Here is a 16829-nt window from a genome sequence, read left to right as displayed (position 1 = left end):
AAAGCATCCAATGTCTCGTCCAATTTGGCGGCTTGCGACTGGGACACCTTGAGCTTGCAAGAAACGGTCAGGACTTGGGTCATAGCCTTATTGCATTTTACTCACATTCCTCCCGACCCTTGCCCTGTGGGCAGAGAGCGGGGCTCCTGCGGTTTCTAGCTGACGGGCCAGCCAGGCGGTCAACTCTTCCGATCGCGCCAGCGGGACGTAGTCCTTGCTGCTGAAGTCCAACAGAGCTTCCCCCAGCGCCTCCAGTTGTGACGTTGACAAAGCCCAAATCCTATTCTCAAGGGCCGGCTCAAGAGATCCCAACTTCCGCCTGAGCAGCCGCAAAACCAGCGTTGCTTCCCCGTGTTGCAATCCCTGTTGTAATCCTTGTTGCAATCCTTGTTGTAGCCCTTGTTGCAGGCCCAGTTGTAGTCCTTCTCTGCGTCCTTCTTTGCGCCCTTCTTCCAGCCCCTCTCGCAGAGCTTCTGCCCGCCACTCTTGGTAGATCACCGATTCCCTCATATCCAAAGACCTCATGATTTGTCGAATCAAACCCCGATCCAATGCTAGTCCCGCCAAGACGGCTGTTGCGGCTGCCAATTCCCTTCTCTCACTGGGGTCTGCCAAGCTCTCTAGCTCACTGACCACCTCTCGCAAGGTTTCTGCTGGATCTTCCACCTGGCTTAGAACCCGAAACGGTAGCAGGGCTTGCCGATCCGCTCCGGCCCTCAAATCGCATTCCCACAGGCGGACAACATCAAACTCATGGCTCAGCCTCTCTAGACGAAAAGAGGTCTGGAAAACTCGCTCCGACCCCGTTTTGCGCAAGTCAATCGCGTTAGCGGTGCGGAGCACCTTGACCACCTGCTGCACCGATAGGTGAGGATACCTCCGATAGAGTCGGAGCCGAGCCACTTCTCCCATGAGCCAGCGGACAAACTGCTCTGGGAAACGCTCGGCCAGATATTTGCAGACGTTGTCATAGGCCATGTCGAGGTGGATCCCTGGAATTAGCGACCGCCCACGGTAATGGAATCTACCTTGATGTGAGGCTGCCCGACGGTGACGTAAATGCTGCCACTTACAGAGCCACAGAACCCAGCTGCCAAGCTGAGGTCCTTAGAACACATGGAAATTTTGGTCAAGATGTCTTTGGCTTCTCCGATCAGAGTGGCTCCCTTGAGGGGTTTGGTAATCTTGCCGTTTTCGATGAGATAGGCTTCTTCGACGGCGAAGTTAAATTGCCCAGTGGGGCCGACGCTCCCTCCCCCCATACGCTTGCAGTAAATGCCTTTGTCGATAGAAGCAAAAAGATCGTCCAACTCTGCATCTCCAGGGGCGATGTAAGTGTTGCGCATACGGCTGGCAGGGGCAAAGGTGTAGTTCTGTCGGCGACCGCTGCCGGTGCGGGGGTGGCCGGTGCGCAGTGAGCCGGCCCGGTCGGCCAGGAAGTTCTTCAAAATGCCCTTTTCAATTAGCAAAGTGCGCTGGACCGGCATGCCCTCGTCGTCGACATCCAGGCTGCCAAAGGCCCCTTCAGAGAGACCTTCGTCCCAGGCGGTGAGGTTTTTGTGGGCAATTTTCTGGCCTTTTTTGTCGGCAAAGGGAGTGGTTTTGCGCTCAATCTGGGTGGTTTCCAACAGATGCCCGCAGGCTTCGTGGAAGATAACGCCGCCAAAAGCGTTGGACATCACAATCGGGTAGGTGCCGGATTCCACGTAGTCGGCATAGAGCATCTGGCCGGCGGCTTCTGCCAGTTCCCGGCTATGGGCCTCCAGATCCCAACGGCGCAAAAAGTTGGGATCCCCCGTACCGCCGGAGCGTTGACTGACAGAGGCGCGATGGGATCCATCGGCACAGAGCAGCGTAGAGCTCACGGATTGGGTGAGGCGCACATCCCGCACAAAGGTGCCATCGCTGCAGGCCACCAGGATCTCTTGCCAATCGCGGAAATAGGTGGTGCGGCGGGACTGCACATGGTGGGCTTGTCGACCCAGTTGTTCGTTGGCTTTGAGCAGGATCTCCCCCATCTCCGCAATGGGGCTACATTCCTTCAGCCAGCCGTCTTTGCGGCGACGCTCGGCGTAGTCCTGCAGCATCTCCAGGTTGACGGCAGAAACCAGCGCTGTGGGGCCGGGAGGGGTGAGGCCCATCAGCGAAAGGCCCTTCTCCAGAGCAGCCTTGAGACCGGCAAAGGATAGATCGTTGGTGCTGACGTAGCAGTCGGCCAAGCCGCGAAACACCCGCACGCCGGCACCGGTGGAGAGTCGTGGGGTGATGCTGGTGATGGCGTCATCTTCGGCCAGGCAACTGATGGAATTGCCCCGTTCTAGAAAAATCTCCACCAAATCGGCACCAGCAGCCCGACCCCAACCCAACAAGGCAGAGAGGGGATCCCGCCAATCCTCGTCGAAGCGCTGTAGGGTGTGGCGGTAGTTCAGGTTGGGCAGTTCTTTGGACAAAAGCAGCATGGCAGACTCAGGGAGTAGAGACGAGCTGAGGCCGAGGCAAGTTTTCGTTTCCCCAGTTTAACAGGGCGTAAAGGTTCTCCCCTGCCGGCAAATTGACCTGGAGCTTGACAAGGGCGGGGGAGCAATCGAAGATCGCTGCACAAGGAAACCTCGACTTGCAATGGCTGCCAAGAAAAAACCGTCGGAGCTTCAGCCCAGCCTGTTTGACGATCCCATCGAGCCGCCAGCCCCGGCGGAGGAGACACTCCCCCAGTGGGATCAGATCCCCCTGTCGGCCCAGGTGTCCATCCCCCCCGGCACTTACAGGGATTTGGAGCAACTGAAGCAGCATTGTTTGGTATGCCAGCGCTGCGACTTGGCAGCCAGCCGTACCCATGTGGTGGTGCATCGGGGCAACCCCAAGGCAAGGATTTTAATCATCGGAGAGGGGCCAGGGGAAAGCGAAGACCTGCAGGGGCTGCCTTTTGTGGGCAAGTCGGGACAATTGCTGGATAAAATCCTGGCTTCGGTGGGGCTGGATCCCGAGCAAGACACCTACATCTGTAATGTGGTCAAGTGCCGCCCCCCTAACAACCGCGTGCCCACCCAGGAGGAGATGGACGCCTGCCGTCCCTATCTGTTGGAGCAGATTCGCCTGGTGGATCCCTGGATTATTCTGCTCACGGGGGCCACCTCGGTGCGCTCCCTTTTGGGCGAGAAGCGAGGGATCACCAAGATCCGCGGGGAATGGATCCAGTGGCAGGGACGCTGGTGTATGCCCATTTTTCACCCGGCCTATCTGCTGCGCAACCCAGACCGCACCCCCGGCAGCCCCAAGTGGTTGATGTGGCAGGATATTCAGGCGGTGAAGCAAAAGTATCTGGAACTCACCGGCACAGCACCGCCCCAGCCCAACTTTTGAGCCCATTTTCCCAAGCGCCCCTTCTCCCAAAGGGGAGCAAGGGATCCCTACCTTGGCTGATCCCCAGGTTTGAACCCAGTCAAGAGGCCAAAGCGGAGCAAGCCGGTGGCATAAGCCTGACGCATCAGGCCCAGCCCCAGCGCCCCGCGAACGGTAACCCAGCCGCTGCGCAGCAAAGCCCAGATCCAGCGCCAGTCGCGGGCAGAAGCGATCACCTCATCCCAGAAAGGGGCCACTCGCTCCGACCAGTCGGCGCTGCGCACCTGCTCAAAGCCCACCTGTTGGGCCAGAGCCTCGTAGCTGGAGAGGCTGATCACATAGGGCAGGCAGTACACCTCGTAGATTTTCTGCAAAAGCTGTTGATCCTGCTGGCTCAGGGATCCCTCGCGGTGGCACCAGGTTACCACCATCACCTGCCCGCCCGGTTGCAAGACCCGCCAGCCCTCGGCCAGAAACTGCCGCTTATCCGGCATGTGCTCGCCGCTTTCCAGAGACCACACCAGATCAAAGGTGTTGTCTGCAAAGGGCATCTCCAGGGCATCGGCCACCTGAAATCGCACCTTGTTGCTCAGGCCGGCCTCTTGGGCGCGCTCCGTAGCCCGCTTGGCTTGGACGGGGCTGAGGGTAATGCCCGTAACCTGTGCCCCAAAGCGCCGGGCTAACTCCAAGCTGCTTCCCCCAATGCCACAGCCAAGATCAAGAATGTGCTGGGGAGGGCAGGGATCCCCGATCTGGCCCCACTGGATAACCCTATCAATCAAGTCAATCTGAGCTTGGCGGCGATCCTTACCGGCTTGGCCCGGCTCGTAATAGCCATGGTGCATGTGCTCCCCCCACACCCGCTCCCAGAGGCCGGAGGAGGCATCGTAGAAGTGGCGAATGCGTTGGTTGAGGGTGGAGGTCACGGCGGCAGATCTCGGTCTATGGCTTTCTCATTTTGGATCCTCTTGCCCGGTGGGGCTTGATGGGGAGGTCTTGAAACCCAACTCGCGCCAGCCGGACGGAGCCATAGTAACAGACCCTTTCCGGGCTCACCTTGGAGCAGAAAGCGATCCCAGCGCCCAAACCAACCGCTGCACAGCACTCAAGAGCACCAGAATCGCCATCAGCCCAAACAAGCCCACCATGTACTCCGGGAAAAGGAAAAACAAGCCGTAGAAAAAGATGGTTTCGCTGCCCTCGATAAGCCCCGACGGCATACTTAAGCTGGTCAGTTCATCCAGGGATCCCGCCCCGACAGTGCCATCCGTCCTTGTTGCTCCGCAACGCTGTCGCGAACGCCGTTTTTCCAACAGCCCTGCCAAATACATCCAGGAGCAAAGGTTGATGTAAAAGCTGGCCAGCATCAGAGCCAGAGAAGCATAGCCCAGCAGGGATCCCTGGTGAAAGGCCAGCCCCAGGGGAACGACCGCGTAGACCACCACGTCCAGCAGCATATCCAGGTAGCCCCCCAGATCGCTTTGCCGTCCCTGCAGACGAGCCAACGTGCCGTCCAGCCCATCCATAAACCGGTTCAGCAACCACAGGCCCAGCCCCCACCCGTAGGCCCCGTAAGCTGCCGCCACGCCAGAGGCCAGGCCCACAGCAAACCCCGACAGGGTAATGGCTAGGGGATGCACCTGTTGGAGAGGGGTTTGCAGCACTGGAGCCAACAGCCGCTCCTTCCACTGCCTAAGCACCTTATCCAGCAAGAAACACTCCTTTCTTATTGCTCTGCAACGCTGTTGCCGATGATCACCACCGGCTGGGATCCCAGAGGCCAGAGGCACAAAACCTCTGGATTCAATTTTCTTGCTCCGCACCGCCAACGCGATGGAAATCATCATCCCAGAATCATCCCAGATGATGAGAATGCTACTGAAGGGAGGTCAGAGCAAAGTGCTGTGCCTACGGCAAAGGAACCGCACCGCTGTTGCGAATGAAGCGGATACCTACGCGGAGTATGTTTGCTCTGGCCCCTTTCCTCTACCGGAAGTGCTGCGGCAAGCCTAGGCTGGGACAGAGCCTGTGGGTAAACTAAAGGTTAGGCTGGGTAGCCTATCGCCTGGCGGACTGTGTGCTCCTTAACTCGGTGTTCGCGGCACCTTTTTCTCCCTCAACTCCAACATACCTACGAGCGAGTCCATGAGCGAGACCCCCACTTCCCCAGCAGAAGCGTTCGCGGCACCAGAGCCGGTCATTGCCATCACCGGCCTGACCAAAACCTATCGCACAGGATTTTGGCTGAACAAGGTGGTCAGCCCCCTCAAGGATTTTTCTCTGACTGTGGCCCGCGGAGAAACCTTTGGGCTGCTGGGGCCCAACGGGGCCGGGAAAACCACCACCATCAAATGCCTACTGGGCATTGTGGAGCCCACCCGCGGCAGCGGCACTTTGCTGGGCAAACCTCTGGGGGATCGCTCCATCAAGCAACAGGTGGGATATTTGCCGGAGAACCCCTATTTTTACGATTACTTGACGGCATGGGAGTTTCTCCAGTTTGCCGGCAAGGTGTTTGGTCTGCCCAATAGCCTGTTGAAGGAGCGGATCCCGCAACTGCTGGAGCTGGTGGGGCTTTCTATAGATACGGCCCGCAAAAAACAACTGCGCACCTACTCCAAGGGCATGCTGCAGCGCACTGGCATGGCCCAAGCGCTGATCAACGACCCAGAGCTGGTGTTTCTGGATGAGCCGATGTCGGGACTGGATCCCATGGGCCGCTATCAAATGCGCGAGATCATTCTGTCCCTCAAGCAGCAGGGCAAAACGGTGTTTTTCAACAGCCATATCCTGGCGGATGTGGAAGTTATCTGCAACCGAGTCGGCCTGATCATCGGCGGCAAATTGGTGCATCAGGGAACTTTGGATGACTTGCTGGGAGAGAGCAAAAGCTATCGGGTACAGGGGCACGGTGGCGCCGTCGAACAGTTCCGCGACCGCCTAGAGCACTTCTCGATTCAGGGATCCCATTGGTCGGGGGAATGGAGTGGATCCCTACCGGAGTTGCTGAGCCTTTTGAACCAAGCGGGGGCACTGGTCACCGACTTGCATTGGCAACGGCAATCCCTAGAAGAATTCTTTGTGGAGCAAGTGCGGGCCATTGAAGGGGATCATCCGGTCTCTGCCTAGGCTGGCCGTTCGCACTGGTGCTATGGAGAACCCCGAGAGCAGGACGGAGTTCTGCCCTGAGTATTTCCCAGTAGGGGACTCTGTGCTCCGCACCGCTAATCGGCGGCAATAACAGCCCGGTAGTAGCCTTCCAACTGTTGGGTGGCTGCCGACCAGCTCCAACGTTCTGCCTCTTGGCGGGCTTGCTGTCGGAAGAGCTGTCGCTGCCCGACGCTGCTCAGGAGTTGCTGGGTAACCTGGACAAAGTCGCTATCCGAATTGGGATCGAACAGAAAGCCATTGCGCCCACTGTCCACCACATCGGTAATGCCGCCGCAGCGGGGGGCGATCACCGGACAACCGGCAGCCATGGCTTCCAACAGAACCAGCCCCAAGGTCTCGGTGCGGGAGGGGAACACGAACAAATCCGCCGAAGCAAAGGCCGCTGCCAGAGACTCCCCCTGCAGATAGCCCGTAAACACCACATCGTAGCCGGCAAAATGTTGCTCCAGGGATCCCCGCTCTGGCCCATCCCCCACAATAGCTAGGCGCGCCTGCGGGATCCGCTCTAGCAACACCCGGATCCGCCCTACTTCCTTCTCAGCCGAAAGCCGTCCCACGTAGAGCAAGAGAGGCCGTTCCGGTTGCCCCGCCGTGAGCCGAGCCCGCATTTCTGAACTGGCCGCCTGGGGATGAAACAACTCGGTGTCCACTCCTCGCTGCCACAGCTGCACCCGCTCAATGCCGTGGGCGCTCAGCTCCTGCATCATGGCCGTCGAGGTGCAAAGATTGACCCGCGCCAAATTGTGCCCCAGCTTCAGGAGATTCCACAAAACCCCCTCCAGAAAGCCCAGCCCATAATGCTGCAGATACTTCGGCAGATGGGTATGGTAGGAGGCCACCAGCGGGATCCCCATCGTCTGGCTGTAGTAGAGGCCCCCCAATCCCAAAACTGCCGGGTTCACCACGTGGATCACATCCGGTCGGAAACGGCTGAGCAACTTGCCGATGGCCGGGCCGGGGGCAGCCAGCTTCAACTCTGGATACAGAGGCAGCGGCATCCCCGGGATCCCGTAGACCCGTGCCCGTGCAAACCGCCGGGGGGCTCCCCGGGGCGCGACGATGAGCACCGAGTTGCCTCGAGCGGTTAGGTGACGCACCGTGTGGCAGAGGCGGGTAACGATGCCATCCACCTTGGGCAGAAACGTCTCCGTAAATAGGGCTATGCGCATCAGGGATCCCAAGCCTACTGTTATTGCTCCGCAACGCTGCTGCGACCGCGCCACTCGGACGGAGCCCTTAAAGACTCTAGAATGAGTGTTGCACAAAACGACAACGCCGCTACGACTTCCGTCAGCAGACTTGAGTACCTCACTCCACCGGAAAAGAATGGGGCGTTGGCTCAGGTTCGGTGAAAGTCTGCACCTGGCCTTGGCCAAGCGTATCTGCGGCGGTTTTGCTGATCAACAGTAAGGTCGCCGCCAGGGCCAGCCCAATAACATCCCGCCACATGCTCCACTCCTCAACTCCTCACTCCTCTTGCCCATTACTGTAGCGGCGGTTTTCTCGACTTGGCAGGGATAGAGGACGGATTTTTACATAACACGAACCACTGCCAAAATTGCGGCTTTGCCCCCTGCCGGCTAGTCCCGGAACGTCAGCTGCAAGCTGGTTATCAGCAGCACCAAAGAAGAGACCGCCATCACCCCTCCCCAAAACCAGTAGGGCAAGAACAAGTTTTGGGCAATCTGGCTGGAATCGGAGTGGATCACCTGCCCGTTGATCACGGCAGAGGCCGTAAATAAGTAGTCAAGCTGGTGGTAGGTGCTCACACAGGCCTGCACCCCCAAAAATTGTGCAGCGAAGCCCCGCAGCCAGGGGGAGGCCCAGCGAGCTACCGCCAGGATCCCCAAACCCATACCCAAGAGGAACAGGAGGCCAAAGGGAGAGCGAACCCAGAGCAGCGTCGATAGCAACAGCAGGGATCCCAGAAGTACCAGCCCCAACCGAGTTGTGCTGTGGCGGCGGGAGGCAAGGATAAACAGGGCCCCAGCCAGCGGCGGCCCCATCGGCCCAGCAGCGGCCACCAAAGCTTGCCCCACCCGTCCCAAAAACAGCTCGCCACTGTGAATGGCCAGCCCCGAGCCGTCGGGATAGATCTCCAGACGATGAAACTCCCCACCCAACAGCACTGCCGTCAAGCCGTGGCCCATCTCGTGAAACCAGGTGGCCAGAATCGTAAAGGGGTAGAGGATATAGTTGCCCCAGGGGAGCTGCCAGAGCAAGACCGTCAGACCTGCAGCAGCCACCAACCAAACCAAGCTGTGCCGGCCAGGTTTCTCGGAAGGGGAGGGAGGCAGCTCAAACTGAGTCATAGAGCAGCAGTGGGTAGACAGAAAAAAGCCTAAAACGCCTCGTCTTCTTAGACGACTGCCGGCAGAGGAGAGTTCCAAGCCAACCCCGAGAAAATCCAGAAAAACATATGTCTCAAACCAGTTTGCAATGGATGTAGGTCAGGTAGGCTGAAAAAGACTCTGAGGGATCCCTGGCGATGGCCACCTTCCTGCGGGATTGGAGCTATCAATTTCCTTGGCTTTACCGCAGCATCAGTCGCGGGGCTGCCCTGGCAGTGGGCGGATATGAGCGGCTGCGGAAATTGCCCCTACAAGGGATCCAGATTCATCCCCAGGAGCGGGTGTTGGATCTCTGCTGTGGCCCAGCTGAAGTAACCCCACTGTTGGCGGAGCTGAGCCAGCAGGTGGTGGGCCTGGATGCTTCCCCCAAAGCTCTAGCGGCAGCCCGCAAACGCCTTCCCCAGGTGGAGTTTGTGGAGGCCTTTGCCCAAGATATGCCCTTTCCCAATGCCAGCTTTGATTGGGTGCATACCAGCTTGGCTCTGCACGAATTGTCCTTCGCCGACTTGGAGCAGGTGCTGCGGGAAGTGTGGCGGGTGCTCAAGCCGGGGGGAGGACTCTTGATCCTGGATCTGCATGCGCCTCGGCAACCCCTGATCTGGCCTGGTCTGGCCCTCTTTCTGGCCCTTTTTGAAACCGAGACCGCTTGGGAGCTGCTCAAGCTGGACTTGCCCGAGCATTTGCAGCAGCAGGGTTGGCAATCCATCCGGCAGACCCTCCACGCTGGGGGAGCTCTGCAGGTTATCCAGGCGCGAAAGCCTGCCGCCTGAGCTGCACCCCTGAGAGCGGCAGTCAGCCCTGGTGCCAAAAGGGAGTGCCGAGGACAGGCGTACTGGGCTGAGCTGTTTCCTGAGGGATCATGGCCCCGGCCAGGTAGGCTCGGCGGCCTGAGCGCACCGCTTCTGCAAAGGCCTCGGCCATGGCCACCGGATCCCGGGCCAAGGCCACCGCCGTGTTTAGCAGCACCCCGTCGAAGCCCCACTCCATCACCTGGCAGGCATGGGAGGGCAGGCCCAAGCCGGCATCCACGATCAGCGGCGCCTCGATCCGCTCCCGCAGCAGGCGCAAGTTGTAGGGGTTGAGAGGGCCTTTGCCGGTGCCGATGGGGGCCGCCCAGGGCATCACCACCTCACAGCCAGCATCCAAAAGCCGCTGGCAGAGCACCAGGTCGTCGGTGCTATAGGGCAGCACCTTAAAGCCGCGCCGGACCAGCTCAGCAGCAGCAGTGGGCAGTTGCACGGGATCCGGCTGCAGCGTGTAGTCATCCCCGATCAACTCCAGCTTGATCCAGTCGGTGCCGAACACCTCCCGCGCCATCTCCGCCGTTGTGATCACCTCCTGCACGCTGTGGCAGCCGGCGGTGTTGGGCAGAACTGGGATCCCCATCTTCTGCAACAGAGCCCAGAACCTCTGGGAAGTTTCTGGCCCCAGTGCCCCTTGCCGCCGCAGAGAAACCGTCAACAAACAGGGCTGCGCGCGCGCCACCGCCTGCTCCAAAATGGCTGGCGAAGGGTAGCGAGCCGTACCCAACATCAGACGGCTGGGCAATGGTTGGCCATAGAGCACCAAGGGATCCTCATTGGCCCAAGTGGAGGGGGAAAGCTGGAGAAGGGTGGACATTGTCGGGGCAAAGTCAGGACAGAGCAGGAAGCAAGGGGGGCACTAGCCGCCAGCAACCGGAGTGACGATCTCCACCTGGTCGCCTTCTTGCAGACGGGTTTGCTCGTGCTGCGCACGTGGCACAAACTTCAGATTAACCGCTACCGCGAAAGGGCCGCTGGCCCCCACCTGAGCCACTGCCTCGGCCAAAGTGGTGCCTTCCGGCAAATCGTAAGGCTTTTGGTTGATCAAGACACGCATGGCAATGGGGACTCACCGGAAAGAGGGGCAGCCTGCACCTGAAAGGGGATCCCAAGCTGCTGGGCCAAGCGACAACTACCCTGGTGGAGATACTCCAAGACAGCATCGTGGATGGCCGGGGAGATCAGAAAGCCATGGCGATAGAGGCCGTTGATCTGCAACAGGCGAGGTGAGCGCTCCACCACGGCTGGCAGGTTATCCGCCAAGGTGGGACGACATTGGCTGCCCAATTCCAGGATACGCGCTTCGGCAAAGGCAGGATGTACGGCGTAGGCGGCGCTGAGCAACTCCAAAGCCGAGCGGACGCTCACCGGCGAGCGATCCTCAGATTCGATCTCGGTGGCCCCCACCACAAACACCTGACCCGGCTTGGGAGCGATGTAGATCGGGTAGCGAGGGTGCAACAGCCGGGTTGGGCGCCGCAAAGAGACTTCTGGGGCATACAGGCGCACCACCTCACCCCGAACTCCGCGCAGCAGTCTTGGCCCGCCCCATTCTTTTTGGGCCCCCAGGCCGCGGCAATCCAAAACCCAGCCTCCGGTTTGTTGCTGCCAGGCTTGGGCCTGCTTCAGATCCCAAGGGCAACCCCACTCCACCTCCACCTCGTGCTGCCGCAGCTTGGCCAGCAGAGCCGACAACAGTTGGCGGTTGTCCAGTTGGCCCTCTTGGGGAAGATACAGGCCCTGCGCAAATCGCCCGGCTACCGATGGCTCCAGCTCGGCAATAGCCTGGGCATCCAGCGGCTGAGGGCGGGGGAGATGCGGGAGGTGTTCCCCCACAGCGGCCAGTAGCGCCGAGAAGCGCTTGGCTTCCCCGGCATCTTGGCGGTGCCAGAGGATCAAAGTGCCCTCCTGCTGAAAGAAAACCGGCTCTGGCAGGCTGGCCAGAAGGGCGGGCCAGCGGGAGAGGGCATAGTACCCCTGGGCCACCACACTGGCTTCGGCGACGGCGGACTCGGCCAAAGGAGCTAGCATAGCAGCGGCAAAATGGGCAGCGCTGCTCTCAGGAGCAGTGGCCGCCTCCACAATGCGGACAGGATGCCCAACCTCGACAAGGCTGGCGGCCAACAGACGCCCCATCAGCCCAGCCCCGAGGACAAGGATGGGATCCCGCTGCGCTGCCCAAGGCCAAGTGATCCCTGCCGCGTCAGCAGCGAGGAATGAGCCCGTCAGACTGGCTGGCGGGTCTGGCGGAGAAGAGGAGGGTGAAAGGGTCAAAGTGCCCTGCGCTGCTGACACAATGGATTCCATACTGGATCCCATGATAGGCTTTCCAGCTCAGCGATGAATCTGCTCCCACCTGTGCCTGCATTTGTTGATGGAGTGCTGGGCCAAGCTTCGCTGGAACGCCTTTTCACTTGGAGCTTTTTGTTTGATCTCGCTGTTGGTCTCCGGGATCCGTCTGGGGGTGCCGGTGTTGCTGGCGGTGTTGGGGGAGGTGATCACGCAGTGTTCTGGCATTCTCAATTAAACCGGAATGAAACATTTCCCTCTAGCCCCCTTCTCCCTCTGAGAGAAGGAATGGGGGTGAGGGCAGTGGCGCGGAGCGTTTAGGGGGTGTCTCAATCTAGTTTGAAATGACTATAGTTCCCCTCTCCCTTGGTGGAAGAGGGGCTGGGGGCGAGGGGGGATCCCTTGGGCTGAGAAGCGCCAAGGGTGGAAGTCCGTCAGGCAGTGTAGTAGGCAGTGCCCTTATTGACGAAGTCCAGTGTGTAGGCAGCCCGGTAGTTGATGGTTGGCTCGAACACACCTGCCACCGTCATGCTCTCGAAGAACTCTTGCCAGCGTTGATCGGTCATAGCGCCAATGCCTTTTTCCAAGGCATCGCCGGACAGGATGATGCCGTACTCCTGCAACTTCTCGAAGCTATAGGCCAACTGGGCATCGGTCATTTCCGGGTTGTCCTGCTTGATCAAGCGATAGGCCGGACGGGGATCCTCCAAGAAGCTGTACCAGCCTTTGATAGAGGCATCCACGAATCGCTCCACCAAGTCGGGCTTGGTTTCCACCAGTTGGCGACGGGTTTCGATGGTGGTGGCATAGGGTTTGTAGCCCAAATCCGCCAGGAGGAAGACCACCGGCTCAAATCCCCCTTCCCGTTGGATGGCAAAAGGCTCGGATGTCAGATAGCCTTGCTGAGCTGAGCTGGGATCCGCCAAAAAGGGGCCGGGGTTGAAGTTGTAGGGACGAACCTGATCGTCGGTGAAGCCAAAGCGGGCCTTCAGGTAGGGCCAGTAGGTGGCAAGGCCACCTTTCGAGACAAAGATAGGCCGGCCCTTGAGCTCTTCAAAGCGCTGGGTGCCAGGGTGGGCCATGATGATCTGCGGGTCTTTCTGGAAAATGGCTGCCACACACACCAAAGGGATCCCTTCTCGCACAGCATTGATCACCCCTGTGCTTCCCCCCATGGCAAACTCGGCAGCTCCACCGGCCAAAACTTGGGTGATGTTGATGCCGGGGCCACCCATCTTGATGGTTACATCCAGGCCATGCTCGCGGTAGATGCCGGTCGCCACCGCCTGATAGAAGCCGCCATGTTCCGCCTGAGCATACCAGTTGGTAGCGTAGGAAACGCGATCCAGGCCGGATCCCTGAGCCACGATCAGGGTGGGAGAGGGTTTGCGCTGAGCTTGGGCACCCCCTGCAGCCAACAGACCGCCCCCAAGGGCTGCGGCTCCCACTTTGAGAAGCTGACGGCGGCTCAGAGCCTTGGTGTTCGAGTCAGAGGGTTGAGACGAAGCCATAATCCATTCTCCCTAAGCTAATCCTTGCAAGGTGTGAGGGGGCCAAAGATGCAGGTACAGCCTATTGAGGGGCTACGGATACGGTTGTAAACCTACTTGACCTACTTGTTCTAAACCTCATCGGAGTCAAGCCTCAGAAACACGATGTTTTGTATCCCTTAAGTTTTGTATCCCTTAATTTGTGAACAGGCTGTAACTTGCGACACCCCATTAAGCCAGAAACCCTTGGGCAGAGCGGTATCTCCGGCTACCGGCACTTGCAGACGAGAGCCGTTGGCGTTCGGTTCCATCGGCGGGAGGCCAAGCTGCCCTGGGGCCAGCACCTCAGTTCGCAAATGGCAAGAGGAACAAAACTCGAAACCAGCCTTGCCCTGGTCTATCCCAAACCTGTAGCCACCGAACATGACCGGCGCTCGAAGTAACCTGCAGATCTCATTCTGCCGCAATCTTGCTGGGTCAAAGAGCCCCACCCCTTGAGCATTTGCCGGAGCTGTTGGCAATTTATCCCCGGTCGGGATGGAGTTGCGGCCAATTGGAGAGCTTGCTTTCTAGAGCTTGCTTTCTGCTAAGGCAACCCACTATGCTACCGCCCAGATTGAGGCATTCTCCCGTGGCAAGTCAGCAGCTTCGTGTCTATGTCCCCCCTCACCCGCTCATTAAGCACTGGCTAACCGTGGCTCGGGATGCGGAGACGCCCATGCCCCTGTTTCGCACGGCCATGTCGGAGCTGGGCCGCTGGCTAACCTATGAGGCGATGCGGGAGTGGATCCCCACCCAAACCGTTCAGGTGCAAACCCCTTTGGAACCCGTTGCCGCAGAGGTCATTGCGCCGGATACCCTGCTGGGCATTGTGCCTGTATTGCGGGCTGGCTTGGCGATGCTGGAAGGCTGTCAGGCCCTTTTGCCCCAGGCGCGGATCTTTCACATTGGCATGGTGCGGGATGAGGAAACGCTGCAGGCCAGTTGCTACCTCAATCGCCTTCCAGAGCGGATCCCTGAACAGATGCGCATTCTCATTCCCGAGCCGATGTTGGCCACCGGGGGCACGCTGCTCTGGGTTTTGGATGAGCTAAAAAAACGGGGGGCGGATCCCAGCTTGGTTAGAATTGTCAGCGCATTGGCAGCGCCCCCAGGGTTACAGCGGTTGGGATCCCACTACCCGATGGTGCAAATCTTCTGCGCCATGATCGACGAGCGGCTGAACGATCGAGGGTTCATTTTGCCCGGGCTGGGGGATGCAGGGGATCGTGCCTTTGGCACAGAAAACTAGCCACTGACCCACTCAATCTGTCTGTCTTCTCTGCTGCTGGTTTTTGAGCCAAGATCTTCGGCGACACGCGCATTCTGTAGTGCTCAATCGAGCTTTTACCACTTCTGGCGCACGGATTGCCCATTCACCCAGATGCTTTGAGGGAGAGCATTTGAGGCTAACCCCCCTCAGATTGGTCAAGCTATTGGATCATGGGTAATGTTGGCCGCTTCAGGGATCCCGGTCGCGCTACTTGCAATTCTGACGGGGCCAGCGCCTTTCCCTTTCCTGCACCTATGCGACTTGTCCTTACCAGTTTAGATGGCAGCTTGCTGGATCTGGAGTCCAACAGCTATGGTGCTGCCCGACAAGCCTTGGCTGCCCTAGAGCGCCGCTCCATTCCCTTGGTGCTCTACAGCCTGCGCACCCGCGCTCAACTGGAACATGTGCGGCGGCAGTTGCGCCTGGAGCATCCGTTCATCTGTGAGGATGGCTCTGCCGTTTACGTTCCCGAGCATTACTTCCCGGCGGGCATCCTAGACGAGCAGTGGCAACACCGACCGCCCTACTACGTGTATGCTTTGGGTCTGCCCTATTCTCGCCTGCGCAGCATCCTGCAACAGGTGCGTCAAGAGTCCCACTTGGATTTGATCGGGTTTGGGGATTGGACTGCCTCTGAGCTGGCCGCTGCCACTGGGATCCCTTTGGAAGAGGCAGAGCGGGCGCAGCAGCGAGAGTACAGTGAGATTTTCAGCTATTCCGGGGATCCCGAAACCCTACGGGAAGCTTTTGCCCAACAAGAGGCCAACCTCACCCAACATCTGCTGCGGGTGCGTCAGCTCCACTTCTCCAGCCTGCCGCAATGGTATCTGACCGGATGGATGCAGCCAACGATGGCCGCAGAACCCAATTGGTTACCGGGGGAACAGGCGGTGCAGCGGCTGCTGGATTGCTACCAACGGCATCTGGGCCCTATCAAAGCTTTGGGCATTGGGTGTTCCCCGCCAGATGTGGCCTTTTTGCGATGGTCGGAACAAAAAGTGGTGCTTCCCAGCCCCATTGCGGATAGTCTCTGGAGTGAGGCCCTGCCTCAATGGCAATTGGCTCAGCTCCCCGGCCCAGAGGGGTGGAATGAAGTGGTGTTGATGTGGTTGGAGGAAACAGATCATGGTGATGAATAGGCAGCAGATTGGTCGTCAGGCTGTACCCTTAGGCCTGAAAACGGTGGGGTGCCTGCTGAGCTTGGCGGTGGCCATGCCTGCCCACGCGCAACCGCCCATGACCCTACTGACAGGGGAGCCGACGGTCGCCCAACTGAAGGAAGACGGAGCTCGCTATCTGCAGATGGGCTTCCATACCTTGGCCATCAACGCCTACCGGAGCGCAATTGAACTGGAAGAAAAAACCTTGGTGCTGCCCAGCGAACGGGATCCCGACGTGCCTTTCAACCTCGGCTTGATCTATGCCCGTCAAGGCAAGCTGGCGGAGGCCCGCGCCGCCTTTCAGCGCTCGGTGGAGGTGGATCCCAGTGGCTTTAAGGCTCGCTATCAACTGGCCTTGGTGGATCTCAAGCTGGGGAACCTGGTCGCTGCCAAAGAGCAGCTCACCCTCTTGGCCCATGCCGCCAGCAACCATCCCGAAACCCACAGCCATATTCAAGCTCTGCTGGCCACTCTGGAGTCTGTTCCCTTGCCCGGCCAACAAGGGGAGAACCCGGCTCGCCCTCCAGCCGTTGAGTCAGAAGCCGCCAAGCTTTTGCTCGAACCTCAGAAAACAGAAACAGCCGCCCTGCCAACTGCGACTGAAAAGAAAGGGCCAGAGGAAGAGAAACCCCTCTCGCTTCTGCAGCGGCTCCGCCAACAGGAGCGGGACTAGTTCTCTCTCGGCCCAGACTGACAACCCATGAAGGCATGTAGCTGGATGCCAGGGATCCCGTCACCGGGCCTTGGGCTAGGCTCGCCCCTTTTGGGGATCCGACTGAGAATCCTCGGGCTGGGGCCCTTTGGTGGTGAACACCGTGGTGAACATCATCAGCATGCCTGATACATTTACGCTGAACACTGCTGAACATCACTGTTCAACTATGCAGCGATAGCATTCTGTTTGTTTCCAACCA

Annotated in this window: 17 protein-coding genes; 6 read left to right on the top strand and 11 right to left on the bottom strand. The window is 59.3% G+C overall.

Annotation, left to right across the window (positions count from 1 at the left end):
- Positions 1-87 precede the first annotated feature (87 nt).
- The gene (locus tag NW828_RS11420; RefSeq protein WP_414383979.1) at positions 88-978 is read right to left on the bottom strand and encodes a DUF4351 domain-containing protein; all 891 of its coding nucleotides are present in this window, start codon (positions 976-978) and stop codon (positions 88-90) included.
- A 20-nt stretch (positions 979-998) separates the two neighbouring features.
- Positions 999-2459 (bottom strand): TldD/PmbA family protein, encoded by a 1461-nt coding sequence (locus NW828_RS11415; RefSeq protein WP_414383978.1) that lies wholly within the window; start codon positions 2457-2459, stop codon positions 999-1001.
- Positions 2460-2739: 280 nt separating this feature from the next.
- Here NW828_RS11415 and NW828_RS11410 point away from each other — a divergent pair, with 280 nt between their 5' ends.
- Positions 2740-3360 carry a uracil-DNA glycosylase gene (locus NW828_RS11410; RefSeq protein ID WP_414331024.1) on the top strand — a complete coding sequence of 207 codons (621 nt, stop codon included), beginning with the start codon at positions 2740-2742 and terminating at the stop codon, positions 3358-3360.
- Positions 3361-3407: 47 nt separating this feature from the next.
- Here the strand turns inward: NW828_RS11410 and NW828_RS11405 are convergent, their stop codons facing one another.
- Positions 3408-4265, bottom strand: coding sequence for a methyltransferase domain-containing protein (locus tag NW828_RS11405; protein ID WP_414383977.1), 858 nt, complete (start codon positions 4263-4265; stop codon positions 3408-3410).
- 126 nt (positions 4266-4391) lie between these two features.
- Positions 4392-5186, bottom strand: a complete 795-nt coding sequence (locus tag NW828_RS11400; RefSeq protein WP_414383975.1) for a CDP-alcohol phosphatidyltransferase family protein — start codon at positions 5184-5186, stop codon at positions 4392-4394.
- Between the two features lie 298 nt (positions 5187-5484).
- On the opposite strand from NW828_RS11400, the gene NW828_RS11395 reads away from it, so the two are divergent.
- Positions 5485-6468, top strand: coding sequence for an ABC transporter ATP-binding protein (locus tag NW828_RS11395; protein ID WP_414344385.1), 984 nt, complete (start codon positions 5485-5487; stop codon positions 6466-6468).
- A gap of 95 nt (positions 6469-6563) precedes the next feature.
- Here the strand turns inward: NW828_RS11395 and NW828_RS11390 are convergent, their stop codons facing one another.
- The 3 genes from NW828_RS11390 to NW828_RS11380 all read right to left on the bottom strand — a co-directional run bounded on the left by NW828_RS11390 (position 6564) and on the right by NW828_RS11380 (position 8822).
- The gene (locus NW828_RS11390) at positions 6564-7679 is read right to left on the bottom strand and encodes a glycosyltransferase family 4 protein (RefSeq protein WP_414383974.1); all 1116 of its coding nucleotides are present in this window, start codon (positions 7677-7679) and stop codon (positions 6564-6566) included.
- Positions 7680-7818: 139 nt separating this feature from the next.
- On the bottom strand, positions 7819-7959 hold the full coding sequence (locus NW828_RS11385) for a hypothetical protein (RefSeq protein ID WP_414383973.1): 141 nt from the start codon (positions 7957-7959) through the stop codon (positions 7819-7821).
- A gap of 131 nt (positions 7960-8090) precedes the next feature.
- Positions 8091-8822, bottom strand: coding sequence for a M50 family metallopeptidase (locus NW828_RS11380; protein ID WP_041436739.1), 732 nt, complete (start codon positions 8820-8822; stop codon positions 8091-8093).
- A gap of 176 nt (positions 8823-8998) precedes the next feature.
- On the opposite strand from NW828_RS11380, the gene NW828_RS11375 reads away from it, so the two are divergent.
- Positions 8999-9631, top strand: a complete 633-nt coding sequence (locus NW828_RS11375) for a class I SAM-dependent methyltransferase (RefSeq protein WP_414383972.1) — start codon at positions 8999-9001, stop codon at positions 9629-9631.
- Positions 9632-9653: 22 nt separating this feature from the next.
- On the opposite strand, the gene NW828_RS11370 is transcribed toward NW828_RS11375, so the two are convergent.
- The 4 genes from NW828_RS11370 to NW828_RS11355 all read right to left on the bottom strand — a co-directional run bounded on the left by NW828_RS11370 (position 9654) and on the right by NW828_RS11355 (position 13464).
- Positions 9654-10481, bottom strand: a complete 828-nt coding sequence (locus NW828_RS11370; protein WP_414328934.1) for a thiazole synthase — start codon at positions 10479-10481, stop codon at positions 9654-9656.
- 42 nt (positions 10482-10523) lie between these two features.
- Positions 10524-10721 carry a sulfur carrier protein ThiS gene (gene thiS, locus NW828_RS11365; RefSeq protein ID WP_414328933.1) on the bottom strand — a complete coding sequence of 66 codons (198 nt, stop codon included), beginning with the start codon at positions 10719-10721 and terminating at the stop codon, positions 10524-10526.
- Entirely contained in the window at positions 10709-11971 is a 1263-nt protein-coding gene (locus tag NW828_RS11360) for an FAD-dependent oxidoreductase (RefSeq protein ID WP_414383971.1), read from the bottom strand. The genes thiS and NW828_RS11360 overlap by 13 nt, the downstream gene beginning before the upstream one ends.
- A 416-nt stretch (positions 11972-12387) precedes the next feature.
- Positions 12388-13464 (bottom strand): ABC transporter substrate-binding protein, encoded by a 1077-nt coding sequence (locus NW828_RS11355; protein ID WP_414383969.1) that lies wholly within the window; start codon positions 13462-13464, stop codon positions 12388-12390.
- 580 nt (positions 13465-14044) lie between these two features.
- On the opposite strand from NW828_RS11355, the gene upp reads away from it, so the two are divergent.
- The 3 genes from upp (at position 14045) to NW828_RS11340 (ending at position 16588) form a co-directional block, all read left to right on the top strand.
- Complete coding sequence (gene upp / locus NW828_RS11350; RefSeq protein WP_011433955.1) at positions 14045-14734, top strand: uracil phosphoribosyltransferase; 690 nt, start codon at positions 14045-14047, stop codon at positions 14732-14734.
- Positions 14735-15009: 275 nt separating this feature from the next.
- Entirely contained in the window at positions 15010-15894 is an 885-nt protein-coding gene (locus NW828_RS11345; RefSeq protein ID WP_414383968.1) for a hypothetical protein, read from the top strand.
- Positions 15881-16588, top strand: coding sequence for a tetratricopeptide repeat protein (locus NW828_RS11340; protein ID WP_414383967.1), 708 nt, complete (start codon positions 15881-15883; stop codon positions 16586-16588). Before NW828_RS11345 ends, NW828_RS11340 begins: the two co-directional genes overlap by 14 nt.
- The last annotated feature ends 241 nt before the right edge of the window (positions 16589-16829 follow it).

It is taken from the genome of Synechococcus sp. W55.2, from assembly GCF_047461635.1.
Lineage (GTDB): Bacteria > Cyanobacteriota > Cyanobacteriia > Thermostichales > Thermostichaceae > Thermostichus.
Note: the sequence above shows the minus strand (reverse complement) of the source record. Positions and strands in the feature narration are given on the sequence as shown.

Bases quoted from the DNA above. Each gene is read 5' to 3' on its own strand.
- NW828_RS11345 (WP_414383968.1), top strand. From the start codon at position 15,010: ATGCGACTTGTCCTTACCAGTTTAGATGGCAGCTTGCTGGATCTGGAG.
- NW828_RS11380 (WP_041436739.1), bottom strand. From the start codon at position 8,822: ATGACTCAGTTTGAGCTGCCTCCCTCCCCTTCCGAGAAACCTGGCCGG.
- thiS (WP_414328933.1), bottom strand. From the start codon at position 10,721: ATGCGTGTCTTGATCAACCAAAAGCCTTACGATTTGCCGGAAGGCACC.
- NW828_RS11400 (WP_414383975.1), bottom strand. From the start codon at position 5,186: ATGATGATTTCCATCGCGTTGGCGGTGCGGAGCAAGAAAATTGAATCC.
- NW828_RS11375 (WP_414383972.1), top strand. From the start codon at position 8,999: ATGGCCACCTTCCTGCGGGATTGGAGCTATCAATTTCCTTGGCTTTAC.
- NW828_RS11390 (WP_414383974.1), bottom strand. From the start codon at position 7,679: ATGCGCATAGCCCTATTTACGGAGACGTTTCTGCCCAAGGTGGATGGC.
- NW828_RS11360 (WP_414383971.1), bottom strand. From the start codon at position 11,971: ATGGAATCCATTGTGTCAGCAGCGCAGGGCACTTTGACCCTTTCACCC.
- NW828_RS11385 (WP_414383973.1), bottom strand. From the start codon at position 7,959: ATGTGGCGGGATGTTATTGGGCTGGCCCTGGCGGCGACCTTACTGTTG.
- NW828_RS11340 (WP_414383967.1), top strand. From the start codon at position 15,881: ATGGTGATGAATAGGCAGCAGATTGGTCGTCAGGCTGTACCCTTAGGC.
- upp (WP_011433955.1), top strand. From the start codon at position 14,045: ATGCTACCGCCCAGATTGAGGCATTCTCCCGTGGCAAGTCAGCAGCTT.
- NW828_RS11355 (WP_414383969.1), bottom strand. From the start codon at position 13,464: ATGGCTTCGTCTCAACCCTCTGACTCGAACACCAAGGCTCTGAGCCGC.
- NW828_RS11370 (WP_414328934.1), bottom strand. From the start codon at position 10,481: ATGTCCACCCTTCTCCAGCTTTCCCCCTCCACTTGGGCCAATGAGGAT.
- NW828_RS11415 (WP_414383978.1), bottom strand. From the start codon at position 2,459: ATGCTGCTTTTGTCCAAAGAACTGCCCAACCTGAACTACCGCCACACC.
- NW828_RS11395 (WP_414344385.1), top strand. From the start codon at position 5,485: ATGAGCGAGACCCCCACTTCCCCAGCAGAAGCGTTCGCGGCACCAGAG.
- NW828_RS11420 (WP_414383979.1), bottom strand. From the start codon at position 978: ATGGCCTATGACAACGTCTGCAAATATCTGGCCGAGCGTTTCCCAGAG.